This window comes from Novosphingobium sp. 550D, from assembly GCF_057401885.1.
In genome coordinates this window covers 1,398,375-1,424,333 of sequence record NZ_CM171613.1, presented here as the reverse complement: position 1 = coordinate 1,424,333, position 25,959 = coordinate 1,398,375, and the positions used below count along the sequence as shown (strand labels likewise).

The window sequence follows — 25,959 nt, the reverse complement described above, 5'->3', positions numbered from 1 at the left end:
AATAAAACGATAACATTACGAGGGGCGACATATGGGCAATCCATCCACCACCATCGGACGCAGGGCGTTTCTGGCCGGGGGGATGGCTTCGCTGATGGCGCCCCTTCCGCTGTCCGCCGCGCCTTTGGCCAAGGTGCGCGAATTGGGTGTGCTGCGCGTGGCGGTCTATCGTCACAACCGCCCGTGGTCGTGGTCCGAACCCGACAACAGCAGCAATCTGCGCGGGATCGACGTCGATCTGGCGGGCGCGCTGGCGCAAAAGCTTGGGGTAAAGCTGGACATTCAGGAATTTACCGCGGGCGATGATATGGCCACCGACCTGCGCAATGCGGTGTGGCGCGGGGGGCTTTTGGGTTTCAAACCGGCCGATGTGATGATGCATGTGCCCTTTGACCGACAATTGATGGTCGAAAATGACCAATGCGCGATTCTGGCCCCCTATTACCGCGAAAGCTTTGCCGCCGCCTGTGGGCCGGAACAGCATGATTGCGACGTGCCCGCCCCGGAATATCGCGGACGCCGCCTGTCGGCCGCCGTTGCCACCATTCCCGACATATATCTGCTTTCCAGCTTTGGCGGGACGTTGCGATCCAGCGTCACCCATTTCAACACCGGCCATGATGCCGTGCTCGCGCTGGGCACCGGGCAATCCGATGTCGCCGTCGCCACCAAGGCCGAGGTCGAGGCCGGGATCTTTGACATGAAGAACCCCGCCATCAAGGCCCGCAAACGCGCGTTGGAAGGCATCCAGTCGCCCGGATGGGACATTGGCATGGCGGTCAAGGAAAACAGCCGCTCTTTGGGCGATGTCCTTGAAGGCATGATCGGGAAAATGAGCAATGACGGCCAGTTGAAGGCGATTTTTGCCGCCTATGGTGTCGAATGGCGTCCGGCCATTTCGGCCTGATACATAAGATGGATTTTCACCGTTTTCTGAGCTTGGCCTAAGGTCCAATTGCTGCACGCCATAGGCCAGATAGGCTGAACATCACGGGGGAGAAGCGCGCGAGGGCGCGCCGCACAAAGACCCGCAACCGACCAGTTCAAAAACAATTGCGAACGACAACAGGAGAGTCGAGATGAAGGGCAGAATTTCGCGCTATGTCGCATCCTTTGCGGCATTGGGGATGGCCGCCGGCCTTATTGCCAGCGGGCCGCTGATGGCCGCAGGCCCCACCAGCCAGGATCTGTTGAATGACGCGGCCACGCCCGGCGACGTTCTGACCAATGGCCTTGGGCCGCAGGGCCAGCGCTTCAGCTCGCTCGCTCAACTCAACGCCAGCAATGTGAAAAAGCTGGTGCCTGCCTTCGCTGCCTCGCTGGGCGGTGAAAAGCAGCGCGGTCAGGAATCGCAGCCGCTGGTCTATGACGGCACGATCTATGTGACGGGTTCCTATTCGCGCGTTTTCGCCTTTGACGCGCGCACGGGTGAAAAGAAGTGGGAATATACCGCCCGCCTGCCCGACGGCATCATGCCTTGCTGTGACGTGGTCAACCGCGGCGCGGCGATCCATGGCGACAAGATCATCTTCGCCACGCTCGATGCTCACCTCATCGCGCTGAACCGCCACACCGGCAAGGTGCTGTGGAACAAGACCACCTCGGATTATCAGGCCGGCTATTCGGCAACCGCCGCGCCGCTGATCGTCAAGGACATGGTGATCACCGGCAATTCGGGCGGTGAATTCGGCATCATCGGCGAAGTGCAGGCCCGCAATGTCGACACCGGCGAGCTGATCTGGAGCCGTCCGACCATCGAAGGCCACATCGGTACGCTCAAGGGTCAGCCCAATGGCATGACCGGCAAGCTGAACGCCACGTGGCAGGGTGACATGTACAAGACCGGCGGCGGCGCGACCTGGCTGGGCGGCACATATGACCCGGAAACCAACCTGTTGTTCTTTGGCACCGGCAACCCCGGCCCGTGGAACAGCCACCTGCGCCCCGGCGACAACCTCTACACGTCCTCGACGCTGGCGATCGATCCCGATACGGGCGTGATCAAGTGGCATTATCAGACCACGCCGCATGACGGTTGGGACTTTGACGGTGTGAACGAATTCATCCCGTTTGACGCCACCATCAACGGCAAGCCGATGAAGCTGGGCGCCAAAGCCGACCGCAACGGCTATTTCTACGTCCTTGACCGCACCAATGGCAAATTGCTGGGCGCGCACAAGTTCGTGATGCAGACCACCTGGGCCGATGGCATCAACCTGAAGACCGGCCGCCCGAACTACACCGCCGATGGCCGCCCCGGCGCCCCCAGCGGCACCGAAAAGGGCAAGGTCGTGTTCTCCTCGCCGTCCTTCCTTGGCGGCAAGAACTGGATGCCGATGGCCTATTCGAAGGACACCGGCCTGTTCTATGTGCCCTCCAACGACTGGGGCATGGACATCTGGAACGAACCCATCGCCTATAAGAAGGGCTCGGCCTATCTGGGCGCCGGTTTCACCATCAAGCCGATTGCCGAAGACCACATCGGCGCGTTGCGCGCGATGGACCCGGCCACCGGCAAGATCGTGTGGGAATACAAGAACAAGGCCCCGCTGTGGGGCGGCGTTCTGACCACGGCGGGCAATCTGGTGTTCACCGGCACGCCCGAAGGCTATCTTAAGGCCTTCAACGCCAAGACGGGTGAGGAACTGTGGAAGTTCAACACCGGTTCGGGCGTGGTCGGTTCGCCCATCACCTGGGAACAGGATGGCGAACAATATGTGGCCGTGATGTCGGGCTGGGGCGGCGCGGTGCCGCTGTGGGGCGGCGAGGTCGCCAAGACCTTCAAGGAAATCAGCCAGGGCGGTTCGCTCTGGGTGTTCAAGCTCCCCAAGGACTGAGGAGACGTGCGGCGCGGGGATAATTTTCCGCGCCGCTCATCTTTGGAATTGACGCCCATGTACCACCAGAGAGATATGCTGATTGCCATGGCAACACCCGACAGCATCCTGATCGTTGATGACCACGCGCTGGTGCGCGATGGCATGCGGACCCTCCTGCAAGGATGCTTTGCCCAGTGCAACATTCTGGAGGCGGGCAATTACGCCGAGGCGCGCGAGGCTTTGGCCCAGAATGCCGAGGTTGATCTGGTGCTGCTGGATCTCAACATTCCCGACGCGAAACGGTTTTCCGCGCTGCAGGGGTTGCGGGAAGAACATCCCGCCGTGCCGGTGGTGATGGTGTCGGGCACGCTGGACGGTTCGGCCGTGCGCGAAGCGCTCTCGGCGGGGGCCGCCGGATTCATACCCAAGAGCCTGAAGCGTGACCAGATTGTCGAAGCGCTGCGTCAGGTTCTGGCCGGTGAAATCTATGTCCCCGATTTCGATTTTGTCGAAGAAGCCAGCAGCGGCGAGGAAGCCGCCATTCGCCAGCGGATCGCAACCCTGACGCCGCAGCAAAAGGTCGTGCTGGGCCTCTTGGTATCGGGCCGTTTGAACAAACAGATCGCCTATGAACTTGACGTATCGATGACGACGGTAAAGGCGCATGTCTCGGCCATCCTGCAAAAGCTGAACGTGTTCAGCCGCACGCAGGCGGTGATCATGGCCAATCGGGTCAATTTCCCCGGCTGATTGGGCGACGCTGCTGGGCCGCAATGGCCCAGCCCTTTACGCGCCATTCCCCAACATATTGCGCATCAGGGCGCGCAACTGCGCAGGCTTTACCGGCTTGTTCAACATCGGCACCCGCGCCTGCGCCAGCGATGCCTTGACCTCGTCGCTGCGGTCGGCGGTGATGACCAGCGCGGGAATATCCTGGCCTGCGGCCTTGCGGATCATGGCAATCGCATCATCACCGCGCAGATCACCGTCCAGATGATAATCGGCAATGATCATGTCGATGCCCGCGGCAATCGCCTCGCCGGCCTCTTTATCATCGGGGCCGATGGCGGTGGCGACCTTGTGCCCCCAATTGCGCAGCAAAGCCGCCATGCCCGCCAGAATGGCCGGATCATTGTCGATGACCAACAAGCTTTGCGTACCCGTGGTGCCACGCATGGCGGGGCGTGAAGTATCGCCGCCCTTTTCGCTGCGCGCTTCGGCCAGCGGCACAAGCACGGAAAAGGCGCTGCCCTGACCCGGCGTCGATTCGACATCCAGCCGGTGGCCCAGCATCGTGCTGGCGCGGCGGACAATGGCCAGGCCCAACCCCTTGCCGGGAATGCGCTGGGTCGATTCCAGACGGCGGAATTCCTCGAAGATCGCTTCCTGATCTTCATGGGCAATGCCCGGCCCGGTGTCGCGCACAGTGATCCGCGCGGCGCCATTTTCGATGGTGACGATGATGCTCACCTGACCCTGCGCGGTATAACGGATCGCGTTGGACAGGAAATTTTGCAGGATCCGACGCAGCAGGCGAATGTCCGAACGCACCCAGACATCGGTGACCGGAATATCGAGCGAGAGCCCTTCGGCCCGCGCCACGGCGGCAAATTCGATGCGCAGCGCGGCCAGCATCTGTTCCAGTTCAATCGCGCTCCACACCGGCGTAATCGCCCCGGCGTCCAGCCGCGAAATCTCGAACAAGGCTTCGAGCAGATCCTCGACCGAATCGAGCGCCACGCCGGTTTGCCGCACCAACGCCCGACTGGGCGCGGCAAGGCGGCGCTCGGCCAGCGCCGAAACAAACAGGCGCGCCGCGTTCAACGGTTGCAGCAGGTCGTGGCTGGCCGCGGCCAAAAAGCGCGTCTTGTCACGATTGGCATGTTCGGCCGCGGTCTTGGCCGCGCGCAGCAAAGCCTCGACCTCGCGCCTTTCGGCAATCTCGGCCTGAAGCGCAGTGGTGCGTTCCGCCACGCGCCGCTCCAGCATTTCGGCCGCCTCGCGTAACGCGTCGCGGTCCTGAACCCGCTCGGTAATGTCGTCGAAGCTGAACGCCATGCCGCCGGGCGCCAACGGGGTCGAACGGATGATGAAATGCCGCCCGCCCAAAATGCATGGCCCCTCCATCTGCTCGCCCGTTTCGCGCCATTCCAGCACGGATGTCTGATCCATCCCCAACCGATCGCGGCAATAGGACAACAGACCATCATGGCTTTCCAACCGCTTGCTGCCCCGCGCGTCCAAACCCAGCAGGCGGACCATGCCCTGATTACGCACCAGCAAGCGCCGGTCGAGGCCATAGTGGCAAACCCCCTCGGACAGGGTATCCAGCGTGGTTTGCAGCGCAAGGTTGCGTTCGGCCAGTTCGCGGGCGCGTTCGCGCGCATCCTCGGCCTTCACCTCGGTCACATCGGTATAGATGCCAAGGCGACCGCCCTCGGACGTTTTCAATTCATTGATCTGGACCCAGCGCCCATCGGCCAGCGCCTGAATATGCACGCGGTCGGCCTTGGCATGTTGCGACAGGCGGTCGGCCAGCCATCGCTCCTGTGACCCCAGTGAACCGATCGGCAACCCGCTCTGCGCCGCCATTTCCGCAATTTCGCCAAACGTGCGCGAGGAAAGATCCCGCCCCCGCAACGCCGGCCAGAATTCCAGATAGGCTTCATTATGCAGCAGCAGCCGGTCATCGGCGTCAAACAATGCAAATCCATCGGGCAGGGATTCAATCGCATCGCGCAAACGCACCCGCGCCGCATCGGCATCGCGATGGGCGGCGGCCATATCGGCATTGGCCTCGTTCAAACTGGAGAGCGCATTTTCCAGCGCCGCCGTCCGGTCGCGCACCATGGATTCCAGCGCAATGGCCGCCTCGAACATCGAGAACGCGCCGCCCTGAACATCGCTGGACCGTTCCACCCGGTCGATCAACGCCTCGTTGATCTTTTCCAATTGCTTCACGCGCTCGGATAGCGCCTCAATGTCGGCCTGTGTGGGTCGATCCGCCTCTGCCAAGTTACGCACCGATCGCCAGACCGCTCAGCGTCTGATTGTTATGCGCGGCGCGGAATTGTTCGCCATAGGTGTTGAAACCGACGACATGGCGCGCGGCATAAAGCTGGGACACTTCGCGCGTGATCTGGCGATTGTCGGCGTCCACGCGGTTAAGAACGCAATCGAAACCGATCACATGGTCGATGGCGCCCACACGGGTTTCCACCTCGGTAAACAAACGTTCCAGATGTGCCAACCGATCCACCCTTTCGCCCACGCGCAACACGATGCCATTGTCGATCGCGCAATAGAACGTCAGGCTGCCGTCTGCATTAGCACTTTGGACCGCCCGGATGTGATATTCTCCGCCCGCGCGCACCATCGGCGGGTTGGCGGCAAAAAAGGCGGCGTCAATATCGCCCCCGACCAGCCCTGCGATACGCGCATATTCCTGCGCTGCGGGCCTTGCGTTGATTTCATAGACGATTCGCGCCTGCGCATCGGCGGATGTGACGACCATCCGTTCCTCACGCGGGCGATAGTGGTGCGAACAAAAGGCGTGGAGCGGGCGCGTGCTGGACAACATGGCCACCACGGCGGCATCCTTGACGAAACGCCCATCGACCAGAACGCCCGTTTCGCGAAAGACCATGCCATCGCCCGATGATCCGCCCACCATCACCGTATCGCCCAGCGCGTCCTGAACGGTCATGGTCACCAATTCCTCGCGGTGGGACAGGCCATCGACAAGGAAGATCGCGGCATGGTGCAATTGTTCGCCCAGTCGCCGCGCCGAAGCCGCCGCCTGCGCCGCCAATTCACGCACCGCGCGCCGCCCTTCGGCCACATCGAAATCATCCAGATCGTCGAAATGCAACACGCTCATCGCAAAGCCATCGGCAGGGAAACCGATAAAGACCAGACTGTCCTCGTCATAGCCGCGCTGGGTCAATTCGCCCGCGCTGGTGCAGCCGATTAAGGGGAATTTCCCCAACCTGCGGGTTAACTCTTTGGCCAGGTCATCGCGGTCATAACGGTGCGAGCAAAAGAGCAGCCCTCCCGCCAATGCCTGTGCGCCGATTTCGCGCACGACTTCGTCCACGGCGGCCACCGGATCGCTTGCATGAGATGAGACCACAGCCAAAGCCGAACGCGCCATTTGCGCCATTATCCTCTCCAACCCACCGGGCGCCTGTAGCCGACGTCTCGGATATGTTACCTTAACCCCACTTGGCGTTATGGCCAAGCGCCGTAGGCACAGTTGCTATAAGACTTAAGGATAAGAGGCGAAGGGATTTCGCGTTTCTTTCGGCGCAAATTGACACTTGGCAAAGACGCAGGCACCCCTGTTGCGGCAAAGGCCCCGCAACGGACCTGACAGGAGGCGAGACGGGTGGCAAAGGCGCGTTACGTCGCAGGCTTGGTTCTGGTGCTGGCCGGTGGGGCCGGCGGTTATGTCTATTGGCACGATCGGCCCATGGCGGTGCAGGTGGCGCAGGCGCGCTCTGGCCCGGCCTCTGAACAGGTCTATGCCACCGGCTATGTCGAGGCGCAGCAACCGGTTTCGGTGTCATCGCGCATCACCGCGCCGGTCGCCCGCATTCTGGTCGAGGAAGGCGATGCGGTAAAACGCGGCCAAGCGCTGATCCTGCTCTCCTCCGATGAACAGCAAGGGCTGCTGGAACAGGCCCGTGCCCAACAGCGCAGCGCCGAGGTGGTGGAGAAACGCAACCTTGCCCTGTTCCGCGACGGTTGGGTGACGGCGGCGGCCCGCGACAACGCCACCACCGCCGCCGACGCCGCCCGCGCGGCCAGCGCGACCGCCCGCGCGCGGTTGGACCAATTGGTCGTGCGGGCCAATTCGGACGGCATCGTGACCAAGCGCGATGTCTATCCCGGCGATCTGGCCACGCCGACCAAAGTATTGATGCAATTGGGCGATCCGGCGCGCATCCGCATCACCGCGACGGTCGATGAACGCGACATCACGCGGGTTCTGGTGGGGCAAAAGGCGCTGATGTCCTCTGACGCTTTGCCGGGGCGGGCGGTGCGCGCCCATGTGGCCGAGGTGACGCCCGGCGGCGACCCGACCACCCGCGCCTTTCGCGTGCGATTGTTGCCCGATGATCCGACGCCTTTGCCCATGGGGCTGACGCTGGAGGTCAATATCATCACCCGTGAGCGCAAAGGGGCGGTGCTGATTCCAGCCAACGCCCTGTCGGGCGACGGCAAGCATGTGTGGGCCGTGGCGCAGGGCCGCGCCGTCATGCGCCCCATCGCCAAGGGCGCCAGCGGCACCGACACGGTCGAAATCGCCCAAGGGCTGCGCGTGGGGGAAACGGTCATCCTCAACCCGCCCGCTGATCTGAAAGCGGGCCAGCGCCTGCGCCCGGCCAATCCGTGATGTTTGCGCGGGCGGGTCTGCTTATCCACATTGCCTCGCGCCATTTGCTGGTGCGGCGGCGGCAAACGCTGGTGGCCACCAGCGGGGTGGCGGTGGGCGTGGGCTTTTTCCTGGCCGTATCCGCGCTGATGGTGGGCAGCCAGAATGACTTTGTACGCCAATTGATCGATGTCGCGCCTCATATCATCATCTCTGACGAATTGCGCAGCCCCCCGCCCCAACCCGGCATCGCGGCCTATCCGGGCGGGGCGGTCGAATTGCACGGTTATCGTATCCGCAATGAGGTGCGCGGCCTGAAGGACTGGCAAAAGATCCTTTCCAGCGTCAATGCCATCCCCGGCGCAGTGGGATCGCCCAGCCTGTCGGGCGCGGTAACGTTGCGGCTGGGCGGGCGGGATGAACCGCTGGCCGTGGTGGGCGTCGAACCGGGGGTGGAATCCAAGGTCAGTTCCATCGCCGACAAGTTGCGCAGCGGCCATCTGGAGGATCTGGAACGCATACAGGGCGGCGTGATCATTGGCGAGGAACTGGCGCAAAGGCTGGGGCGCGGGTTGGGCGACATCGTGCCCGCCACCGCCGCCAATGGCACAACGCGGTCCTTGCGCATCGTCGGCCTGATCAAAAAGGGCAACAGCCAGTTGGGCGGGTCAAACGGCTATATGCTGCTGCGCGAGGCGCAGAGCCTGTTGGGGCGGCCTTTCATCATCAACCGTATCGGGGTGAAACTGGCCGATCCCTATGCCGCCGAAGCGGTCGCGGCGGATCTGGAGGCGCGCTATCGCTACAAGGCGCAAAGCTGGCAGGAGCGCAGCGCGGACTTTCTCTCGCTGCTGCTGACGCGCAATATGATCATGTATACGGTGGTCTCGGCGATCCTGCTGGTGGCCTCTTTCGGCATTTACACGGCCGTCTCGAACAGCGTGGCCGACAAACGCCGCGACATTGCCATCCTGCGCTCGATGGGTTTTTCGCAGGGCGATCTGCAAATGGTCTTTGTGATTGAGGGCATGGCGCTGGCGGTGATCGGCATTGTGCTGGGCTGGGCGCTGGGCTGGGGATTGATGAACATATTGGGCAGTCTGGATTTCTCCATCGGCGGCGAGGTCCAGCATATCCCGCTCGACCGCTCGGCGCGGCAATATGCGATTGCGGCGGCGGCGTCTTTGGCGGCGGGGGTGTTGGCGGCGTGGTTGCCGGCGCGCAAAGCGTCGCGGGTTGATCCGGTCGATATTCTGCGCGGTGCGGTGTGATGAGGGGGGCGGTGTGATGGGCGAACCCGTTCTGGTGGCGCGGCATTTGCGGCGCGAATTGCCCGGCGATCCTCCCGCGGTGCTGGTGGCGGATGCGGATCTGGCGGTGATGCCGGGGCGGTTTACCGCGATTGTCGGGCCGTCGGGCTGCGGCAAATCCTCGCTGCTCTATCTCCTGGGCCTGATCGACCGGCCCAGTGACGGGCAATTGCTGTTCGATGGGCGCGATCTGGCGAAAATGTCGGGGGATGAACGCGCCGCGATCCGGCTCGAACATTTCGGCTTTGTCTTTCAATTCCACTTTCTGCTGCCCGAATTCACGGCTCTGGAAAATGTCATGCTGCCGCTGCGCCGGTTGGGCCGCCTGTCGGGGCGCGAAATAGAGGCGCGGGCGCGCAGCCTGCTGGCCGATGTCGGGCTGGAGGAAAAGGGGTGGAAATTGCCCGAGAAACTGTCGGGCGGGGAAAGACAGCGCGTGGCCATCGCCCGCGCTCTGGCCAACAATCCGCGCCTTGTTCTGGGCGATGAACCCACCGGCAATCTGGACAGCGTCAATTCCGCACGCGTGGTCGACCTGTTCCGCCGCTTGGCTCATGAACAGGGGCGCGCGGTGGTTTGCGTGACGCATGACATGGGTATTGCCGATCTGGCCGATATTCGCGTGTCCATGCTGGATGGACGGGTTATTGAGGTGCGCGAGCAGAAAATCACGCCCAGCGTGTGAAATTTTTCTGAAATTCTTCAGAAATGGGCAGGTATTACGCCATAGTGAAACCGCGAAAGTGGTTTTCCTTTGGAGAAACATCATGCCGCATGGCCCCGCCCGATCCTCCATTTACGAGCGGATCGAAAATCTGGTCCTTGCCCACAAGCTCTATCGCCCATGGCGATTGCTGATGGTGATGGTCGGGATTCTGGCCCTGCGCGGATTGTTCGACGATATGTGGGCGGCCTTCAGCGGCGATACGACCTCAATGTTCTTTCCGGCCAATGATCGCTATGCCGATTTCATCAAGGTCGCGCTCAGCTATAGCCATGTTTTCACCGAAACTCTGGCCAGCAAGGCCTATCTCGACCACTGGCCTCATATTTTCCGGCTCTATCTGCTGGACAATCCCTATGACCTTTCGGCCCATAACATGGCGATGCCCGAAACCGAGGCAGAGGTCACCAACCTCCATCTGCCGCCCTTTGCCAGCCTGCTCTACCTGTCCTGTGCCCATCTGATCGCGGCGACCAATCCGCTGGTGGCGATGGCCGTGTTCTGGGGCGCCTATGGGCTGGGCGGCTGGGGTGTGGCCCGCATGGCACGGGCGCATTTCGGGGCGTCACGCGCATGTGGATGGTTTATCACCTTTGCCGCGCTGGGTTGCTATCCGGTGCTCTGGATGCTCTCTCGCGGTAATCTGGCGGGGGGTTATTCGGGGCTGCTGACGCTGGGCTGGCTGGCCACGGCCATTTCGGGGCGCAATCGCTGGGCGGGTTGGGTGATGCTGGCGCTCTCGGTCAATCTGCGGCCCGAACCGGCGCTGCTGGTGATGATCGAATTGCTGGGGGCCGGATCGTTCTGGACACGCTTTTCGCGCATGGCCATTCCCGGCGCCATCAGCGTGGCCATCGCCGCCATTGCCTTTCCCATCGTCCATGCGCTCTATCCGCTCTATACGCTGGACAATGTTCAGCGCGGCCTGCGGATCTATCATTATCGCTATATCGTTTCGGACATGGGCGATGAATGGAATGCCTCGATCTTCATGTGGGCCAAGGCAGCTTTGATGCTGTTGGACGTGCGTCCACGCTATAGCGATGGCGTGGCACAGGCGCTGGAACTGTGCGGGGCGGCGGCGCTGTCACTGGCGGTTTGGGGGGCGTGGAGCCGCAGGATCGGCGTTCCGGCGCTGGTGTTTCTGCTGACCGCTCTGCCCGCGATGTTTGTGCCGGTCTATTCCTATTACCACATTGTGGCCTTTGTCGCGGTAGTGGCGCTTTTGGTCGTTGATATGGAACGCGAGGCGCCGCAGCAGGGCGATACACGCATGCCGCTGCTGATTGTCACCGTGCTGGTGATGTCGCCCTTGGCGGGAACCTATTCCAATGGCCTGCTCGACAGCGTGCTGATGCTGGCTGGCGCGCTCTATGTGCTGGCTCCGCTGGCCCGCGAGGTGCTGGGCGGGCGCGGGCTTACTTCAGCCCAAGCCGCTTGATCGCCCGCCACCCCAGCGCCTTGGCCTTGTTCTGTTCGGGCCAGCGGCCGGGGCGCCTGGGATTGAGGCCCATGCCGCGCAGCACGCCGTTAAAGGCATGGGCGGCGGCCTCGTCATAGGACCATTCCGAGCGCCATGTGATCGAGAGCGAGACCGACACCTCCGGCCCGTTTTTCACGAAATGCGGCGCCATCACCGGCACCATCAAACCCTGTCCGGGCGAAAGCGGAAATTCAAGACCGCCCGCCAGCAGGTCATCGCTCCATTTCAATTCACGCCCGCCGCCGGTGTGATAGATTTCATGCACGCGGGCGGGTGAATAGGCTTCCTCGGCGGCGGGGAACTGGGTCATCACCTTGTTGCCCCGGATCTGCATCAGGATATTGTGTTCCGGGTCAAAGTGATAGGGCGTCACCGCATCGGGCGATGACACAAACACAAAACCCTGCGGATGATAGACCTTGCCGGTCTTGCTGGTAATCGCCCCTTCCAATTCGGCAATCACGTCCAGCAGCAAGGCCCGATAGGTCTCGTCCTCCTCCAGATGCTTGATCGCGACCCAGCAGCCCGCGCTGTCGATCTGGCGCACCGCATCGGCCGCGCTGATGGTGGGAACCGGCGGCTTGCCCGTAATGCCTATCGGCTGCTTGCCATAGGCATATTCGACATTCTTGACCGGCAAACGCTCGATCAATTGCGCCAGCGATTCCAGCTCCATCAATGGATGACCGCACAGATTGTGCTCCATCACATGGGGCACTTCGGGATAATTGGCGGCAAAAGTTTCGAACGCACGCGGCGGCAAATAAGACATCAGCCATGATTCCCTTGGGATTTCCCGCCTATGTAGGCGCAGAATGCCAAGGAATGGCTAACAAGGGGGGATGAAGGGGTTGGGATGCGAGGGTCTAGACCCTCGCGCTCCCGTTACTGTCTGCGTTGCGCAAGGAGTTCAGCGTTTTATATCGGACGCGAGGTTGAGGTTTTAAAGCCTGCGGCGCTTTTTACGCACGGTATCCGCGCCGCAGGCTTTCCAAACCATAGTTCAAAACGCCCCTCCGCCGACGAAGCACCACCCCATAACGGGATTGCAAAGGGCCCCCGCCCTTTGCCCGCCGGAGGCAACCTGAAACCCAGCGCTAACTAACCCCCTCCAGCCATTCCGCAATCATCGCCTGCCCCGCCGCGACCGCCTTGGGCCCCAGCTGGGCATGGGCGGCGCGCAGATCGGCCTCGGTCCCGCCCGCCTCGATGACGCTTTCGGGCCATTGTTCGATCCATGCGTCAAAACGCGGGTCCATGCCCATTTCGGCGTGGAATTGCAGCGCCAGGATGTTGCGCCCGCGCCGGAACGCCTGATGATCATAGACATGGCTGGCGGCCAACATTTCGACGCCTTCGGGGCGAGTGAACGTGTCACCGTGCCAGTGGAGGACGGGGACGCCCTCGATATGGCGCAGCGGGCTGTCCTTGGCGTGGACGTGGACGGGGTGAAAGCCCACCTCCTTGCGCGGGCCGGGATAGACCTCTGCGCCAAGGGCCGCCGCCATCATCTGCGCCCCGAAACAGACGCCCAATGTGGGCCGATCCGCCTCCAGCCGCATGGCAAGGCGGCGCATCTGGCACCGGATCCATGGGTGCTGATCCTGTTCATAGACGCCCATCGGGCCGCCCATCATGATCAACAGATCGGGTTCGCGCAGGTCCAGCGAGGCGAAGGCGGGATCGGCCACATCGATGCGGTCCACTTCATATCCCGCCGCCTCGATCGGGGCTCGGTATCCCGCCACGCCCTCATAAGGGACGTGGCGGATGATCAGGGCTTTCTTCATCGCACTCTTACGGTTCGGGCAGGAAGTCCGGCACCGAGAGATAGCGCTCTCCGGTGTCATAGTTGAAGCCAAGGACGCGGCTGCCCGCGGGCAGTTCCTTGAGCTTTTGCGCGATGGCGGCCAGCGTTGCCCCGCTGGAAATGCCGACCAGCAGGCCTTCCTCGCGGGCCGAGCGGCGCGCCCATTCCTTGGCGTCGGCCGGATCGACCTGGATCACGCCGTCGATGGATGCGGTGTGCAGGTTGGCCGGGATGAAACCTGCGCCAATGCCCTGAATCGGGTGGGGCGCGGGCTGGCCGCCGCTGATGACGGGCGAGAGCGTGGGTTCGACCGCATAGGCCTTCAGCCCCGGCCACACAGGCTTGAGCGCCTCGGCAACGCCCGTCAGGTGGCCGCCGGTGCCAACGCCGGTGATCACTACGTCAATCGGCGTATCGGCAAAATCGCTCAGGATTTCCTGCGCGGTGGTGCGGGCGTGGACGGCGGGGTTGGCGCCATTTTCAAACTGCTGCGGGATCCACGCGCCCGGCGTTTCGGCGGCCAGTTCCTTGGCGCGCTCGATCGCGCCCTTCATGCCCTTTTCACGCGGGGTCAGGTCAAACGACGCGCCATAGGCCAGCATCAGGCGGCGGCGCTCGATGCTCATGCTTTCGGGCATAACTAGGATCAGCTTGTAGCCTTTGACCGCCGCGACCAGCGCAAGGCCGATGCCGGTGTTGCCGCTGGTCGGCTCGATGATCGTGCCGCCGGGCTGCAACGTGCCATCGGCCTCTGCCGCCTCGATCATGGCCAGAGCGATGCGGTCCTTGATCGAACCGCCGGGATTGCCGCGCTCGCTCTTGACCCAAACCTCGTGGTCGGGGAACAGGCGCGACAGGCGCACATGCGGCGTGCCGCCAATGGTTGCGAGAATCGAATCGGCCTTCATCGGTCTTGCCTTTCCTCTATTCCGGCGCAGTCGTGCGCGCCTGATCATCTGGCCTCTCAGCCATGAACCCGTTCAGATTAATCCTCAATGACAAGTAATCCAGTAGAGTTTTCTTCTGGGCGCACAATTCGTGCTTTGTCCCTCTGGATGAACCGCTTTACACACCCTACCTATGGGTCGCGTGGCCGCTCTGGCTGCGCTTTCCTCTCCATCCCCCCCGATCAGGAAAATTTTGCATGGATTATCGCCCGCTTGGCACCACTGGCCTCTCGGTCAGCGCCGTTTGCCTTGGCACCATGACCTTTGGTTCACAAAATACCGAGGCGCAGGCCCATGAACAGATCGCGGTCGCGCTCGACCACGGCATCAATTTCATCGACACCGCCGAAATGTACCCCGTCACCCCGACGCGCGCGGAAACCTTTGGCCGCACGGAAGAATATCTGGGCACGTGGATCGGCCAATCCGGCAATCGCGACAAGATCATTCTGGCCAGCAAAGTGTCCGGCCCCTCGCGTTTCTTCCCCTTGCGCGGGGGCAACCGGCTCGACCGGCGCAATATCGAGGAAGCGATCAACGACAGCCTGAAGCGGCTGCAGACCGATTACCTCGACCTCTATCAACTCCACTGGCCCGACCGGGGCGTGCCGATGTTCGGCGGACGCGGGATGCAGGCGATCACCGACGCGCCCGAAGCCGTGCCGCTGGAGGAAAGCATCAGCGTGCTGGAGGATCTGGTCAAGGCGGGCAAGATCCGCGCTTTTGGCGTGTCGAACGAAACGCCATGGGGCGTGTCCGAAGCCTTGCGCCTGCACCGTGAAAAGGGCCTGCCGCGTGTTGCCTCGATCCAGAATGCCTATAACCTTTTGAACCGCGTGTTCGAGGTCGGCCTGTCCGAATTTGCCCTGCGTGAAGGCGTGGGCTTGCTGGCCTATTCGCCGCTGGCCGCGGGGCATCTGTCGGGCAAATATCTGGGCGGCGTGGTGCCGGCCGGATCGCGGGTCGATGTGGCCAAACAGTTCACCCGCTATTTCACCGTTAACCAGCAGCAGGCCGCCGCACGCTATGTCGCCGTGGCGCAATCCTTTGGGCTTAGCCCCGAACAACTGGCGCTGGCCTTCGTCTACAGCCGCCCCTTCGTCACCAGTTCGATCATCGGCGCGACCAGCGTCGAGCAGCTCAAAACCGACATCGCCGCCAGCCTCACCCCCCTACCGGAGGAAGCGCTGACGGCGATCAACGAGGTCTATAACCTCTATCCCGATCCCTGTCCGTAAGGATCAATAGGAAATGTCGTAAGCCGGGGGCGGGGGTGGCACAAAATGGCCGCCATTATACACCCACCACGCCAAGCCCCCGGCCAAGACCAGAGCAATCAGCAAACGCCACAAGGGCGCCTGACGCGGTTGGGCCACGGGTTCGTCATAGGTCTTCTTGCCCGTCACCATCGGGGGCACCAGCCGCTCCTTTTTGACGACGGAGTAAAAGATGATCGCGCCCAGATGGATGATGACCATCAGCACGATCAGGTTAAACCCGACCTCGTGCAGATCGGTCAGCTTTTCGGCCAGATCGGAATCCACCCAATAATTGAGCGGGCCGGAATAGGTAGCGTCCGTATCGCTGGCGAACAGACCCAGCGTGACCTGTGCCGCCATCAGCCCGATCAGCCCCAGCACCGAAAGCGCGCCCAGCGGATTATGGCCCACCACCGGAGCGCCATCAGACCCGCGCCCGCTACGCAGATAGGCAAGGATGGCGCCGGGTCCCTTTACGAAGCTGGTGAAACGCGCCGTCTGGCCGCCCAGAAAGCCCCACAAGATGCGAAAGCCCACGATGAACACCAGCGCAAGCCCCAACTTGATATGCAGGTCCATCTTGCCCGCTTTATACGTGACCCACATCGCCGGCACCAACAGCACCACGCTCCAGTGAAACAGACGCACCGGCAAGTCCCACAGCCGGATAGTCAGCGACTTGTTCTGATCCATGTCGGACCCCCATCAAAAAGGCGCCCGACCTTGGCCGGGCGCCCCAGAATGTCACATCAAAGGTTCAGGATCAGTCCTTGGCCTTGAACTTTTCATGGCAACCCTTGCAGGTGCCGCCCAGCGCGCCCATCGCCTTGCCCGCTGCGGCCAGATCGCCGGTGTCAGCAGCAGCCTTGAAACCCTTGGCAGCAGCCGAGAAGTCCATCGCGGCCTTCTTGAAGCCGGCCGGGTCGCCCCAGATTTCAGCCTTGGCGCTGGTCTTTACACCGGCTTCGGCGCCCGTGCCCTTGGGAAACCAGGTGCCCAGCTTGTCGGCATAACCGGCAATGGTGGTGGCGCTGGCCTTGATGACGGCGGCGTCGGGATTGCCGGACTTGAACGAATCGCCCGCGCCCTTCATCGCCTTGCCAATTTCCTTGAGCGACTTCTGACGAGCTTCAACCGTCTGGGCAGGCGTTGCCGCCTGCGCCGCAACAGCCACACCCAGCGCCAGCGCGCCAATCATCATCGAAATCTTGCGCATAAATTCTCCCGATCTCATTCGGGCACAGCGCAACCAGCCGCCCCCGACCAGCCTTAGGGGTCGCTTTTGCCCACCACAAAGTCAAGTGTCGGAATGTCGTCAAATGTATTGAAAAATGCTTCCTACTTCAGCTTCACGCCGGGCACGTCCTCGGGCAGGGGGATGAATTCATCATCGCCCGGCACCGGACCAAAGCGGCCCTCGCGCCAATCCTGTTTGGCCTGTTCGATACGCTCGGCGCGGCTGGACACGAAGTTCCAGTAAACATAGCGCTTTTCGGCAAAAGGTTCGCCGCCGATCAGGAAGATGCGGGCGCCGTTCGCGCTGGTGATCACCACTTCGGCGCCGGGTTTGAAGATGATCAGCTGGCTGGTGGCAAAGCTGCCTTCCTGCCCCTCGACCACGACATCGCCGTTCACCACATAGGCGGCGCGTTCGATATGGTCGGCCGCCAGACGGTATCGGCCTCCGGGCGAAAGCACCAGATCGCCGCACAGCACATCGGAAAACGTCTTTACCGGCGATGTCAGCCCGTCGATCTGTCCCGCGATCACCGACAGGACAAAGCCTGTATCGCCATCGCCTGGCAATTTGCCCGCCTCGTAATGCAGAAATTCGGGCGCGGTTTCTTCATGCTCCGTGGGCAAGGCCAGCCACGTCTGAAGCCCGAAAAGCCCGCCCTCCTTTCCGCGCAGGCCGTCGGGGGTCCGCTCGGAATGGACGATGCCCTGCCCCGCCGTCATCCAATTGACCGCGCCCGGTTCGATCACCTGCTCGCTGCCCAGCGAGTCCTTGTGCATGATCGCCCCGTCGAGAAGATAGGTGAGCGTCGCCAGGCCGATATGCGGGTGGGGCCGCACGTCCAGCGCCTGATCCGGGGTAAACACCGCCGGCCCCATCTGATCGAGGAAGATGAAAGGCCCCACCATCCGCCGCCCCGCATTGGGCAAGGCGCGGCGGACATTGAACCCATCGCCCAGATCGCGCAGGGGGGGCACGATCACCATCTCAACGGGCAGCATATCGACGGGGCTGGCTTCGGGATAAGTCGTCATGGGGCCTCTCCTTTTGGGCGGTGTCAGGCGGTTTCGACCAGAACGATTTCGGCATCGTCCAAGGCGGTGATGCGCAAGGATTCCTCGTCGGCGATGGCGATGCCGTCGCGGGGCTGGGCGGCAATGCCGTTCACCTCGATACGCCCGCTGGCCGAAACCAGATAGCCCTTTCGCTGTGCGCCCAACGGATAATCGAGCGTTTCACCCGCCCGGATCGTCGCGCCCAGAACGCGCCCTTCGGTGCGGATCGGCAAGGCATCGTCATCATCCTTGTAACCGCTGGCCAGCACGACCATTTGCCCGGCGCGTTCGCCGCGCGGGAATTGCTTGGCGCCCCAGCTGGGCTGGCCGCCGCGGGTGGTGGGCTGGATCCAGATCTGGAACAGGGTGGTGACTTCATCCTCAAGGTTATATTCGGCGTGCGTAATACCCGATCCCGCGCTCATCACCTGAACGTCGCCCGCCGCCGTGCGGCCGGTGTTGCCCAAACTGTCCTTATGCGTGATCGCCCCGGTGCGGACATAGGTGATGATTTCCATGTCGCGATGCGGGTGCGGCGGAAAGCCCGACTTGGGCGCGATCGTGTCATCGTTCCACACGCGCAAGGCCCCCCAGTCCATCCGCGCCGGGTTGTAATAATCGGCAAAGGAAAAGTGGTGATTGGCGTCCAGCCAGCCATGATTGGCATGACCCAGACCAGCAAAGGGGCGAAGTTCGATCATCGGCTTTCTCCAGTGCGCCGCTGTATGGATACGCGGCTGTTGGGGCCAAGATAGGGATTGCGCCATGCAAAGAAATGGCAATGATGGAAAAGCATCGATGAAAGGATTTTACCCATCAGCCTGCCAGATCTTGAAGCATGGGCAATCTTTGCCAAGGTGGTCGAGCATGGATCGTTTGCCGGGGCGGCGCAGGCCCTGGGCCTGTCCAAGCCCACCGTGTCCAAGGCGATGACCCGGCTGGAAATGCGATTGGGCGTGCCGCTGCTGCATCGCACCTCGCGCCGCCTTGCGCTGACCGAGAGCGGCAAGGGCGTGCTGGACCGCGCCCGCCGCATCCTGTCCGATGGCGAGGCCGCCGAGGCCGAGGCCAGCGCGCAAGGGCTCACCCCGCGCGGCACTGTGCGCCTTGCGGTGCCGATGAGCTTTGGCCTGCGCCATGTCGCGCCCATCCTGCCGGAATTCATGGCGGCATTCCCGCAGGTTCATGTCGATCTCGACCTGTCCGATGCGCTGGTCGATGTGGTGGGGGGCGGACATGACGCGGTGCTGCGCATCGCGGGGTTGGAGGATTCCTCGCTGCGCGCCCGCCGCCTGTGCAAGGTCCGCCGACCGCTGGTGGCCAGTCCCGGTTTTTTGCAGGCCCATGGCGCGCCGCAACATCCGCGCGATCTGGCCGCCCTGCCCGCGCTGCTCTACTCCAACCTTGCCACGCCGGGGGTCTGGCGGTTTTCGCATGCCAGTCAGGGTGACTATATCGTCACCGTCGAAGGGTGCCTCTGCGCCAACAATGCCGATGCGCTCACCCCCGCGCTGCTGGCGGGCAAGGGCATGGCGCTCCAGCCCGACTTCATGGTCTGGGAACATCTTTCCACCGGGGCGCTGGTCGAGGTTCTGCCCGAATGGCGTATCCCCGATATCGCGCTGCATCTGGTGACGCCGCCGGGGACGTTGCGGCCGGCGCGGGTGGTCGCGTTGATTGATTTTCTGGCCAAGCGATTGGCGGGGGCGGAGTGGGCTAGGGATTGAAGGGGTTTAGATGCGAGGGTCTAGACCCTCGCGCTCCCGTTACTGTCTTCGTTGCGCAAAGGGTTCGGCGTTGGATGTTGGGCGCTGGGTCTTTAAAGCCTGCGGCGCCTTTAGGGCCGCCCTCTCCGCGCCGCAGGCTTTAATAATTTGGGCCACCCCGGCGATCTTGCCACCACCCCAAAAATGGGATTGCAAAGGGACGAGTCCCTTTGCCCGCCGGAGGCATAAATCTCTAACTCTCCGCCAACCCAAACGGCGCCGCCCCCCGCCGATAATCCTCCGCCATCACCTCGCGCCCGATGGGGGGCAAGGCCCGCGCGGCACAATCGGGGCGATGACACAGGCGGCAGGACACCCCGATGGGCGCGGCCTCGGCGCGGCGCGGGTCGGCCCCCTCCGCATAGATCAGGCGCGGGGCGTGTTCGGCGGCGCAGGCAAGGGCGACGGCGCGCAGGATGCGGGGCTGACGATAGGAACCGCCGCCTGATTCGACCGTGCGCGCGATCGAGAAAAACCGCTGGCCATCGGGGAGTTCAAGCCATTGGGTGTGGACCCGCCCCGGCGCGGCGAAGCAATCGTGGACGTTCCACAGCGGACACCCGCCCCCGTGCGAGGCAAAGGGAAAGCCCGCCCCGTCGAGCCTTTTCGAGATATTGCCCGCCGCATCGAGGCGCAGGAAGAAGAAGGGCACCTTGTCCGCGCCCGGCTTGTGCAGGGTTGTCATGCGATGGGCGGTCTGTTCAAAACTGGTGCCAAACAGGCGGGCGACGGCCTCGATGTCATAGCGCCTATCCTCGACCGCGCGGGCGAAGGCGTCATAGGGCATCAGGATCGCCGCCGCGACATAGCCCGCCAAAGCGCGGCGGACGAGGTTCGAGGTGGTCTGGCTGGCAAAGCCACCCTCGCGGGTCAGGGCGTTGATGTCGCCCCGGCATTCCTGATAGGCCACTTGCAGCGCCGCCTGAAACCGCGCCGTATTGGGCGAGAGTGTATCGACCAGCAGCAATTGCTGATTATGCCGGTCAAAGCGGCGGATCGCGCCCATCATCACATGGTCGGGCAGGCTGCGGGTGCGGATGCCGTGGCGTTGGGCCAGATAGGCTTTGGGGTCGCCCGCTTCACCCACCAGGGCGGCAATGCCCTCGGCGCGGGCGTCGAGCGAGGGGAACCAATTGCGGCGCGAGGAAATGAAGCGCCGCGCCTCGGCCACTGGGTCGGGGGTTTGCGATCCCCCACCCGCCGAAAGGTCGGCCAGCGCCGCCTGTTCGCGGGTGTAGGCACCATAGAGGCGAAGCAAAGCCTCGGAAATGCCGGGGAAGGAGGTGGCAAGATCCGCCACCTCCAGCGCGGGCAGGTCGATGTCGGCAAAGATCGGGTCGCGCAGCACATCCTGCAATCGCCGCCCATAATCGGCGCCCTCGTCCCCCCCCAGATCGTCAAGGTCGAGGCGATAGGCCCGCGCGAGGCGTAGCACCAGATCGGCGGTAAAGGGCCGCTGGTTGCGTTCGAGCAGCGCGACATAGGAGGGCGAGATGTCAAGATCCGCCGCCATCGCCTGTTGCGTCAGGCCCAATTCGCGACGCAGGCGTTTGAGTCGAGGCCCCATATACAAGGGCTTAGGTCCGGACATGGCGGCTTCCTCTCATGCGGGCTTTGTCATGCCTATACAACTTTACAGGCAAAATATGTAAAGTTTTACAGCCGCACTTCGCCATGAATTTTCTCGAATCGCGACCCGGCATAAACAGGCTTCAACAACGCAGACACCCATTAATTCATGGGCGCGTTACACCCAGCGGGAGTTGAAGCCATGACGTACCAGTCCACCATTGCCGAAGCCAACACGGCCATTGGTCCTAACACCGACACGTGGAGCGGCATTGACGCGGCCAATGTGGCCCGCATGCGCCTTCAGAACCGCTTCCGCACGGGCCTCGACATTGCGCGCTATACCGCCAAGATCATGCGTCAGGACATGGCCGCCTATGATGCGGACCCTGCCAATTACACCCAGTCGCTGGGCTGCTGGCACGGGTTCATCGGTCAGCAGAAGATGATCAGCATCAAGAAGCATTTCGGCAGCACCAAGGGCCGCTACCTCTATCTTTCGGGCTGGATGGTGGCCGCGCTGCGCAGCGAGTTTGGCCCGCTGCCGGACCAGTCGATGCATGAAAAGACCAGCGTGTCGGATCTGATCGAGGAACTTTACACCTTCCTGCGTCAGGCCGATGCCCGCGAACTGGGCGGTCTGTTCCGCGAACTTGATGCGGCCAAGGCAGCCGGCGATGCGGTCAATACCCATCGTCTCCTGCACAAGATCGACGAGTTCCAGACGCATATCGTTCCGATCATCGCGGATATCGACGCCGGTTTCGGCAATGCCGAAGCCACCTATCTGCTGGCCAAGAAGTTCATCGAAGCTGGCGCCTGCTGCATCCAGATCGAAAATCAGGTTTCGGATGAAAAGCAGTGCGGCCACCAGGACGGCAAGGTTACCGTTCCGCACGAAGACTTCCTCGCGAAGATCCGCGCGGTGCGTTACGCCTTCCTCGAGCTGGGCGTTGACGATGGTGTGATCGTGGCCCGCACGGACTCGCTGGGCGCGGGGCTGACCAAGCAGATCGCCTATGTCCGCGAAAAGGGCGACATTGGCGATCAGTACAACAGCTTCCTCGACTGCGACGAAGTGACCGCCGATCAGATCACCCACGGCGACGTGCTGATCACCCGCGAAGGCAAGCTGATGCGTCCCAAGCGCCTGCCCTCCAACCTGTTCCAGTTCCGCACTGGCACCGGGGAAGACCGCTGCGTTCTCGACTGCATCACCAGCCTTCAGAACGGCGCGGACCTGTTGTGGATCGAAACCGAAAAGCCGCATATCGGCCAGATCGGTGGCATGGTCAGCCGCATCCGCGAAGTAATCCCGAACGCGAAGCTGGTGTATAACAACAGCCCCTCGTTCAACTGGACGCTGAACTTCCGCCAGCAGGTGTTCGACGCCTGGACGGCTGAAGGCAAGGATGTGTCGGCCTATGACCGCACCCGTTTGATGAGCGCCGATTATGACGCCACCGAACTGGGCGCAGAAGCCGACGAGCGCATCCGCACCTTCCAGCGTGACGCAGCGGCTCAGGCGGGGATTTTCCACCACCTGATCACCCTGCCCACCTATCACACGGCGGCGCTCAGCACCGACAATCTGGCCAAGGAATACTTCGGCGAGGCTGGCATGCTGGGTTACGTCAAGGGCGTGCAGCGTCAGGAAATCCGTCAGGGCATCGCCTGTGTGAAGCACCAGAACATGTCGGGCAGCGACATTGGCGATGATCACAAGGAATATTTCTCGGGTGAAGCGGCTCTGAAGGCCGGCGGCATCCACAATACGATGAACCAGTTTGCGGCATAAACTCCGCAGGGAACGGCCCCAGTAGGCCGGGGCCGTTCCCACCTTTTTGAATTACCAACCCTTTCTGCATAGAGGAGAATGACGATGACGACTGAAGTTCGCGAACCCGCCCGCGCCCGCGCCGTCCTCTCGACCGAGGACTTCCGGCTCTTGCAGGAAGCGGTACTGTTCTATCTTCGCGCCCATGAGGATGCTCCGGGCAGCGCCAAGTTCTCGAACCTTTACCACCGTCTGGGCAGCGTTGCCCGTCGATAAGGTTCCATAAGACAAGTTTTCGCAAGACAAGTTTTCGCAAGACTCCTGGGGAGGAGTTGACTTGAGGCCCGGTGGAGCGATCCGCCGGGCCTTCCTTTATGCGCCTGCGCTACTTTCACCCTTGTCAATTAAGACCCCACTGATACACCACCCCGGTCAAGAGTTTTGCGGGGGCAACAGTCATGAAAAGACGCCAATTCCTCTCCTACGGCGGCGCACTCGCTCTGGGGGCAAGCCTGCCCGTCACAGCGCGGGCAACGGCCAATGCCGATGCGGACTTTACCGCGTTGACCGACCGGATTTTTTACGACCGCCTTACCCTCACGCCGCAGGATGCCACATCGATCGGCATGGACAAAGGCGAGCGCGAAGCGCTGCGCTCACAACTGACCGACCGCAGTCAGGCCGCTTTCGAGCGCCAATTGGCCAACCGCCGCAAGGCGGCCGCTGCGCTGCGCGCCGTTAATCCGGCCACGCTGTCGCCCACGACGGCCCGGCAACGTGAATTGGCGCTGTGGTATGAGGATCGCGCCGTCGCTTCGGGCAAGTTCGGCCTCGAATCTGTCGAGAACCCCTACGTCCTCTCGCAAGCCGACGGTGCCTACTTCGAGATCCCCGATTTCCTCGACAGCCAGCATCCGGTGGACACCAAGGAGGATGCCGAAGCCTATCTGGCGCGGCTCGATGCCTTTGACCACGCCATTGACCAAGACAGCGAGAAGCAAAGGTCGCGCATCGCACGCGGGCTGATCGCGCCGGGCTGGTCGCTCGATCTGACGCTGGGGCAATTGCGGGCATTACGCGGGGCAAAGCCGGAGGAGAGCGGCATGGCCACATCGCTGTCCCGCCGCGCGGCCAAGGCGGGCATCGCGGGTGACTGGCAGGCGCGCGCCGCGGCCATCATCGCGGCCAAGGTCTATCCCGCGCTCGACCGCCAGATCGCCTTTGTCGAAAGCCTGAAGGGGCAGACCCCGGCGGGCGACGGCATCTGGCGCGTCAAGGATGGCGAGGCGATCTATGCCGCTGCTCTGGCCGAGGCGACCACCACCAATTTCACATCCGGGGAAATCCACAGGATCGGGCTTGCACAGGTCGCCGACCTTTCCGCTCGCCTGGACAAGGTGCTGCGCGCCAATGGCATGACGCAGGGGACCATCGGCGCGCGTCTGTCCGCGCTCAACACCCGTCCCGATCAGCTTTATCCCAACAGCGATGAAGGGCGCAGCGCTTTGCTCGCCAGCCTTAATCACAGCGTATCGGCGATGCAGGCAAAGCTGGGGACGGCCTTTAACGATGTGCCCAATGATCCGCTGGAAATCCGCCGCGTTCCGGTCGAAATTCAGGATGGCGCGCCCAATGGTTATTATTACCGCGCACCCTTCGACGGATCACGCCCGGCGATCTATTGGATCAACCTGCGCGACAATGCCAACTGGCCCAAATATGGCCTGCCGGACCTGACCTATCACGAAGGCGTGCCGGGCCATCACCTGCAATTGTCCTATGTGCGGCGTGCGGGCAATCTGCCGCTGCTGCTGCGCAACACGGGCAATTCGGCCTATACCGAGGGCTGGGCGCTTTACGCCGAACAGGTCGCCTATGAACTGGGCGCGCTGCCGGGGCTGGACGAGGCGGGCTATCTGCAATCTTTGCTGTTCCGCGCCACGCGATTGGTGGTGGACACTGGCATCCACGCCAAGCGCTGGTCGCGCGAACAGGCGACGCGCTATATGATGGACACCACCGGCTTTGTCCGTGGCCGCAGCCAGAGCGAAATCGAACGCTATATCTGCATGATCGGACAGGCGTGCAGTTACAAGATCGGCCACAATGTCTGGGTGGCACAACGCGAAAAGGCGCAAAAGGCGCTGGGCGGAAAATTCACGATGGGCTGGTTCCATGATGTGCTCAAGGAAGGCATCCTGCCGCTGGCCATGCTGGAAAAGCGGGTCGATGAACGCATTGCCGAGCGGCTTAAAGCTTAATTTTTTCTAAGCGATAAGGTTAATATCCCCTCCTGCTAAATACAGGGGGGGACCGCAATAATCTGCCCAAGCCTTTGTGCTAAATCGCCCGTATAAAGAAAGGACCAAAATGGGCTCGCGCAATGGTATTCCGCTGGATCGATCCGCCTGGCTTCACCGCATGGAAGGGCTTGGCTGTGCCATAGCCGGTGCATGCAGCGGACAGGAAATCTATTTGCTGCGCCTGTTTCTCGACCTTGCCGAACGGGTGCCGGATCGCACCTTGCTGCAAGGCATGATGCCCCCCGACCGCCGCCGCGTCGAAGCCGCCATCAGCGCGGGCGCATTGGAAAGCGCGGCCCTGTTTCTGATGGGCGATGACAGCGGATTTTGCCTGTCACGCGGGGCCGATGGCCGCCCCCTCGCCTCGGTCCTGCTGCCCTATCAATTTGAGGAATGCACATCGGGTGGCGCCAGCCTTGGTCTTGCCTGCCTTGGCGCGCTGGTCGGCGCCTTGACCAATGACATACCGCGACCGGCCGCCATGTCTCAATTCGAGGTTCCGGCAAGCACCCTGTTACATTAA

The 25,959-nt window shown here is 62.5% G+C and carries 23 protein-coding genes; 13 read left to right on the top strand and 10 right to left on the bottom strand.

Annotated features, from left to right (window positions below):
- Positions 1–31: 31 nt before the first annotated feature.
- The 3 genes from AC2S2E_RS06750 (at position 32) to AC2S2E_RS06740 (ending at position 3,569) form a co-directional block, all read left to right on the top strand.
- Complete coding sequence (locus AC2S2E_RS06750) at positions 32–907, top strand: substrate-binding periplasmic protein (protein WP_486524221.1); 876 nt, start codon at positions 32–34, stop codon at positions 905–907.
- Between the two features lie 172 nt (positions 908–1,079).
- Positions 1,080–2,837 (top strand): methanol/ethanol family PQQ-dependent dehydrogenase, encoded by a 1,758-nt coding sequence (locus AC2S2E_RS06745; protein WP_476101268.1) that lies wholly within the window; start codon positions 1,080–1,082, stop codon positions 2,835–2,837.
- Positions 2,838–2,912: 75 nt separating this feature from the next.
- Entirely contained in the window at positions 2,913–3,569 is a 657-nt protein-coding gene (locus AC2S2E_RS06740) for a response regulator (protein ID WP_486524219.1), read from the top strand.
- Between the two features lie 36 nt (positions 3,570–3,605).
- Here AC2S2E_RS06740 and AC2S2E_RS06735 read toward each other — a convergent pair whose 3' ends face one another.
- Entirely contained in the window at positions 3,606–5,843 is a 2,238-nt protein-coding gene (locus AC2S2E_RS06735; protein WP_486524217.1) for a hybrid sensor histidine kinase/response regulator, read from the bottom strand.
- Positions 5,836–6,972, bottom strand: a complete 1,137-nt coding sequence (locus tag AC2S2E_RS06730) for an FIST N-terminal domain-containing protein (RefSeq protein WP_476101770.1) — start codon at positions 6,970–6,972, stop codon at positions 5,836–5,838. The genes AC2S2E_RS06735 and AC2S2E_RS06730 overlap by 8 nt, the downstream gene beginning before the upstream one ends.
- Before the next feature lie 234 nt (positions 6,973–7,206).
- Between AC2S2E_RS06730 and AC2S2E_RS06725 the strand changes: the two genes are divergently transcribed.
- The 4 genes from AC2S2E_RS06725 to AC2S2E_RS06710 all read left to right on the top strand — a co-directional run bounded on the left by AC2S2E_RS06725 (position 7,207) and on the right by AC2S2E_RS06710 (position 11,671).
- Positions 7,207–8,217, top strand: coding sequence for an efflux RND transporter periplasmic adaptor subunit (locus AC2S2E_RS06725; protein ID WP_486524216.1), 1,011 nt, complete (start codon positions 7,207–7,209; stop codon positions 8,215–8,217).
- Complete coding sequence (locus AC2S2E_RS06720) at positions 8,217–9,467, top strand: ABC transporter permease (RefSeq protein WP_486524565.1); 1,251 nt, start codon at positions 8,217–8,219, stop codon at positions 9,465–9,467. The genes AC2S2E_RS06725 and AC2S2E_RS06720 overlap by 1 nt, the downstream gene beginning before the upstream one ends.
- Before the next feature lie 16 nt (positions 9,468–9,483).
- Positions 9,484–10,191, top strand: a complete 708-nt coding sequence (locus AC2S2E_RS06715; protein WP_486524214.1) for an ABC transporter ATP-binding protein — start codon at positions 9,484–9,486, stop codon at positions 10,189–10,191.
- An 82-nt stretch (positions 10,192–10,273) separates the two neighbouring features.
- Positions 10,274–11,671 (top strand): hypothetical protein, encoded by a 1,398-nt coding sequence (locus tag AC2S2E_RS06710; protein ID WP_486524213.1) that lies wholly within the window; start codon positions 10,274–10,276, stop codon positions 11,669–11,671.
- Here AC2S2E_RS06710 and AC2S2E_RS06705 read toward each other — a convergent pair.
- The 3 genes from AC2S2E_RS06705 to cysK form a co-directional block, all read right to left on the bottom strand.
- A complete protein-coding gene (locus AC2S2E_RS06705) occupies positions 11,649–12,485 on the bottom strand; it encodes a transcriptional regulator (RefSeq protein ID WP_486524211.1) in 837 nt (278 codons plus the stop codon). The two genes, AC2S2E_RS06710 and AC2S2E_RS06705, sit on opposite strands and share 23 nt — an antisense overlap.
- 325 nt (positions 12,486–12,810) lie before the next feature.
- Positions 12,811–13,503 carry a glutamine amidotransferase gene (locus AC2S2E_RS06700; protein ID WP_486524210.1) on the bottom strand — a complete coding sequence of 231 codons (693 nt, stop codon included), beginning with the start codon at positions 13,501–13,503 and terminating at the stop codon, positions 12,811–12,813.
- A 7-nt stretch (positions 13,504–13,510) separates the two neighbouring features.
- Positions 13,511–14,431: a cysteine synthase A gene (cysK, locus tag AC2S2E_RS06695; RefSeq protein WP_486524209.1), complete on the bottom strand. Its 921-nt coding sequence runs from the start codon at positions 14,429–14,431 to the stop codon at positions 13,511–13,513.
- A 236-nt stretch (positions 14,432–14,667) separates the two neighbouring features.
- Here cysK and AC2S2E_RS06690 point away from each other — a divergent pair, with 236 nt between their 5' ends.
- Positions 14,668–15,708, top strand: a complete 1,041-nt coding sequence (locus AC2S2E_RS06690) for an aldo/keto reductase (protein WP_476101247.1) — start codon at positions 14,668–14,670, stop codon at positions 15,706–15,708.
- Between the two features lie 3 nt (positions 15,709–15,711).
- On the opposite strand, the gene AC2S2E_RS06685 is transcribed toward AC2S2E_RS06690, so the two are convergent.
- The 4 genes from AC2S2E_RS06685 to AC2S2E_RS06670 form a co-directional block, all read right to left on the bottom strand.
- A complete protein-coding gene (locus tag AC2S2E_RS06685; protein WP_486524207.1) occupies positions 15,712–16,422 on the bottom strand; it encodes a cytochrome b/b6 domain-containing protein in 711 nt (236 codons plus the stop codon).
- A gap of 70 nt (positions 16,423–16,492) precedes the next feature.
- Positions 16,493–16,945 (bottom strand): c-type cytochrome, encoded by a 453-nt coding sequence (locus AC2S2E_RS06680; protein WP_476101243.1) that lies wholly within the window; start codon positions 16,943–16,945, stop codon positions 16,493–16,495.
- Positions 16,946–17,067: 122 nt separating this feature from the next.
- Positions 17,068–18,000 (bottom strand): pirin family protein, encoded by a 933-nt coding sequence (locus tag AC2S2E_RS06675; protein WP_486524206.1) that lies wholly within the window; start codon positions 17,998–18,000, stop codon positions 17,068–17,070.
- Positions 18,001–18,023: 23 nt separating this feature from the next.
- On the bottom strand, positions 18,024–18,722 hold the full coding sequence (locus AC2S2E_RS06670) for a pirin family protein (protein ID WP_486524204.1): 699 nt from the start codon (positions 18,720–18,722) through the stop codon (positions 18,024–18,026).
- Positions 18,723–18,836: 114 nt separating this feature from the next.
- Between AC2S2E_RS06670 and AC2S2E_RS06665 the strand changes: the two genes are divergently transcribed.
- Positions 18,837–19,748, top strand: a complete 912-nt coding sequence (locus AC2S2E_RS06665; protein ID WP_486524564.1) for a LysR family transcriptional regulator — start codon at positions 18,837–18,839, stop codon at positions 19,746–19,748.
- A 232-nt stretch (positions 19,749–19,980) separates the two neighbouring features.
- Here AC2S2E_RS06665 and AC2S2E_RS06660 read toward each other — a convergent pair whose 3' ends face one another.
- Positions 19,981–21,378 carry a helix-turn-helix domain-containing protein gene (locus tag AC2S2E_RS06660; protein WP_486524203.1) on the bottom strand — a complete coding sequence of 466 codons (1,398 nt, stop codon included), beginning with the start codon at positions 21,376–21,378 and terminating at the stop codon, positions 19,981–19,983.
- Positions 21,379–21,558: 180 nt separating this feature from the next.
- Between AC2S2E_RS06660 and AC2S2E_RS06655 the strand changes: the two genes are divergently transcribed.
- From AC2S2E_RS06655 to AC2S2E_RS06640, 4 genes are all read left to right on the top strand, one after another.
- Positions 21,559–23,154, top strand: coding sequence for an isocitrate lyase (locus AC2S2E_RS06655; protein ID WP_486524201.1), 1,596 nt, complete (start codon positions 21,559–21,561; stop codon positions 23,152–23,154).
- Positions 23,155–23,238: 84 nt separating this feature from the next.
- Positions 23,239–23,409, top strand: a complete 171-nt coding sequence (locus AC2S2E_RS06650; RefSeq protein ID WP_486524199.1) for a hypothetical protein — start codon at positions 23,239–23,241, stop codon at positions 23,407–23,409.
- 182 nt (positions 23,410–23,591) lie between these two features.
- The gene (locus AC2S2E_RS06645) at positions 23,592–25,394 is read left to right on the top strand and encodes a DUF885 domain-containing protein (RefSeq protein ID WP_486524198.1); all 1,803 of its coding nucleotides are present in this window, start codon (positions 23,592–23,594) and stop codon (positions 25,392–25,394) included.
- 109 nt (positions 25,395–25,503) lie between these two features.
- On the top strand, positions 25,504–25,959 hold the full coding sequence (locus AC2S2E_RS06640; RefSeq protein WP_486524197.1) for a hypothetical protein: 456 nt from the start codon (positions 25,504–25,506) through the stop codon (positions 25,957–25,959).

What these genes read in the sequence shown, in the direction of transcription:
- AC2S2E_RS06730 (WP_476101770.1), bottom strand. Translation starts at nt 6,972, where the DNA reads ATGGCGCGTTCGGCTTTGGCTGTGGTCTCATCTCATGCAAGCGATCCG.
- AC2S2E_RS06745 (WP_476101268.1), top strand. Translation starts at nt 1,080, where the DNA reads ATGAAGGGCAGAATTTCGCGCTATGTCGCATCCTTTGCGGCATTGGGG.
- AC2S2E_RS06700 (WP_486524210.1), bottom strand. Translation starts at nt 13,503, where the DNA reads ATGAAGAAAGCCCTGATCATCCGCCACGTCCCTTATGAGGGCGTGGCG.
- AC2S2E_RS06655 (WP_486524201.1), top strand. Translation starts at nt 21,559, where the DNA reads ATGACGTACCAGTCCACCATTGCCGAAGCCAACACGGCCATTGGTCCT.
- AC2S2E_RS06645 (WP_486524198.1), top strand. Translation starts at nt 23,592, where the DNA reads ATGAAAAGACGCCAATTCCTCTCCTACGGCGGCGCACTCGCTCTGGGG.
- AC2S2E_RS06670 (WP_486524204.1), bottom strand. Translation starts at nt 18,722, where the DNA reads ATGATCGAACTTCGCCCCTTTGCTGGTCTGGGTCATGCCAATCATGGC.
- AC2S2E_RS06685 (WP_486524207.1), bottom strand. Translation starts at nt 16,422, where the DNA reads ATGGATCAGAACAAGTCGCTGACTATCCGGCTGTGGGACTTGCCGGTG.
- AC2S2E_RS06640 (WP_486524197.1), top strand. Translation starts at nt 25,504, where the DNA reads ATGGGCTCGCGCAATGGTATTCCGCTGGATCGATCCGCCTGGCTTCAC.
- AC2S2E_RS06680 (WP_476101243.1), bottom strand. Translation starts at nt 16,945, where the DNA reads ATGCGCAAGATTTCGATGATGATTGGCGCGCTGGCGCTGGGTGTGGCT.
- cysK (WP_486524209.1), bottom strand. Translation starts at nt 14,431, where the DNA reads ATGAAGGCCGATTCGATTCTCGCAACCATTGGCGGCACGCCGCATGTG.
- AC2S2E_RS06720 (WP_486524565.1), top strand. Translation starts at nt 8,217, where the DNA reads ATGTTTGCGCGGGCGGGTCTGCTTATCCACATTGCCTCGCGCCATTTG.
- AC2S2E_RS06690 (WP_476101247.1), top strand. Translation starts at nt 14,668, where the DNA reads ATGGATTATCGCCCGCTTGGCACCACTGGCCTCTCGGTCAGCGCCGTT.
- AC2S2E_RS06705 (WP_486524211.1), bottom strand. Translation starts at nt 12,485, where the DNA reads ATGTCTTATTTGCCGCCGCGTGCGTTCGAAACTTTTGCCGCCAATTAT.
- AC2S2E_RS06750 (WP_486524221.1), top strand. Translation starts at nt 32, where the DNA reads ATGGGCAATCCATCCACCACCATCGGACGCAGGGCGTTTCTGGCCGGG.
- AC2S2E_RS06740 (WP_486524219.1), top strand. Translation starts at nt 2,913, where the DNA reads ATGCTGATTGCCATGGCAACACCCGACAGCATCCTGATCGTTGATGAC.
- AC2S2E_RS06675 (WP_486524206.1), bottom strand. Translation starts at nt 18,000, where the DNA reads ATGACGACTTATCCCGAAGCCAGCCCCGTCGATATGCTGCCCGTTGAG.
- AC2S2E_RS06710 (WP_486524213.1), top strand. Translation starts at nt 10,274, where the DNA reads ATGCCGCATGGCCCCGCCCGATCCTCCATTTACGAGCGGATCGAAAAT.
- AC2S2E_RS06660 (WP_486524203.1), bottom strand. Translation starts at nt 21,378, where the DNA reads ATGTCCGGACCTAAGCCCTTGTATATGGGGCCTCGACTCAAACGCCTG.
- AC2S2E_RS06715 (WP_486524214.1), top strand. Translation starts at nt 9,484, where the DNA reads ATGGGCGAACCCGTTCTGGTGGCGCGGCATTTGCGGCGCGAATTGCCC.
- AC2S2E_RS06650 (WP_486524199.1), top strand. Translation starts at nt 23,239, where the DNA reads ATGACGACTGAAGTTCGCGAACCCGCCCGCGCCCGCGCCGTCCTCTCG.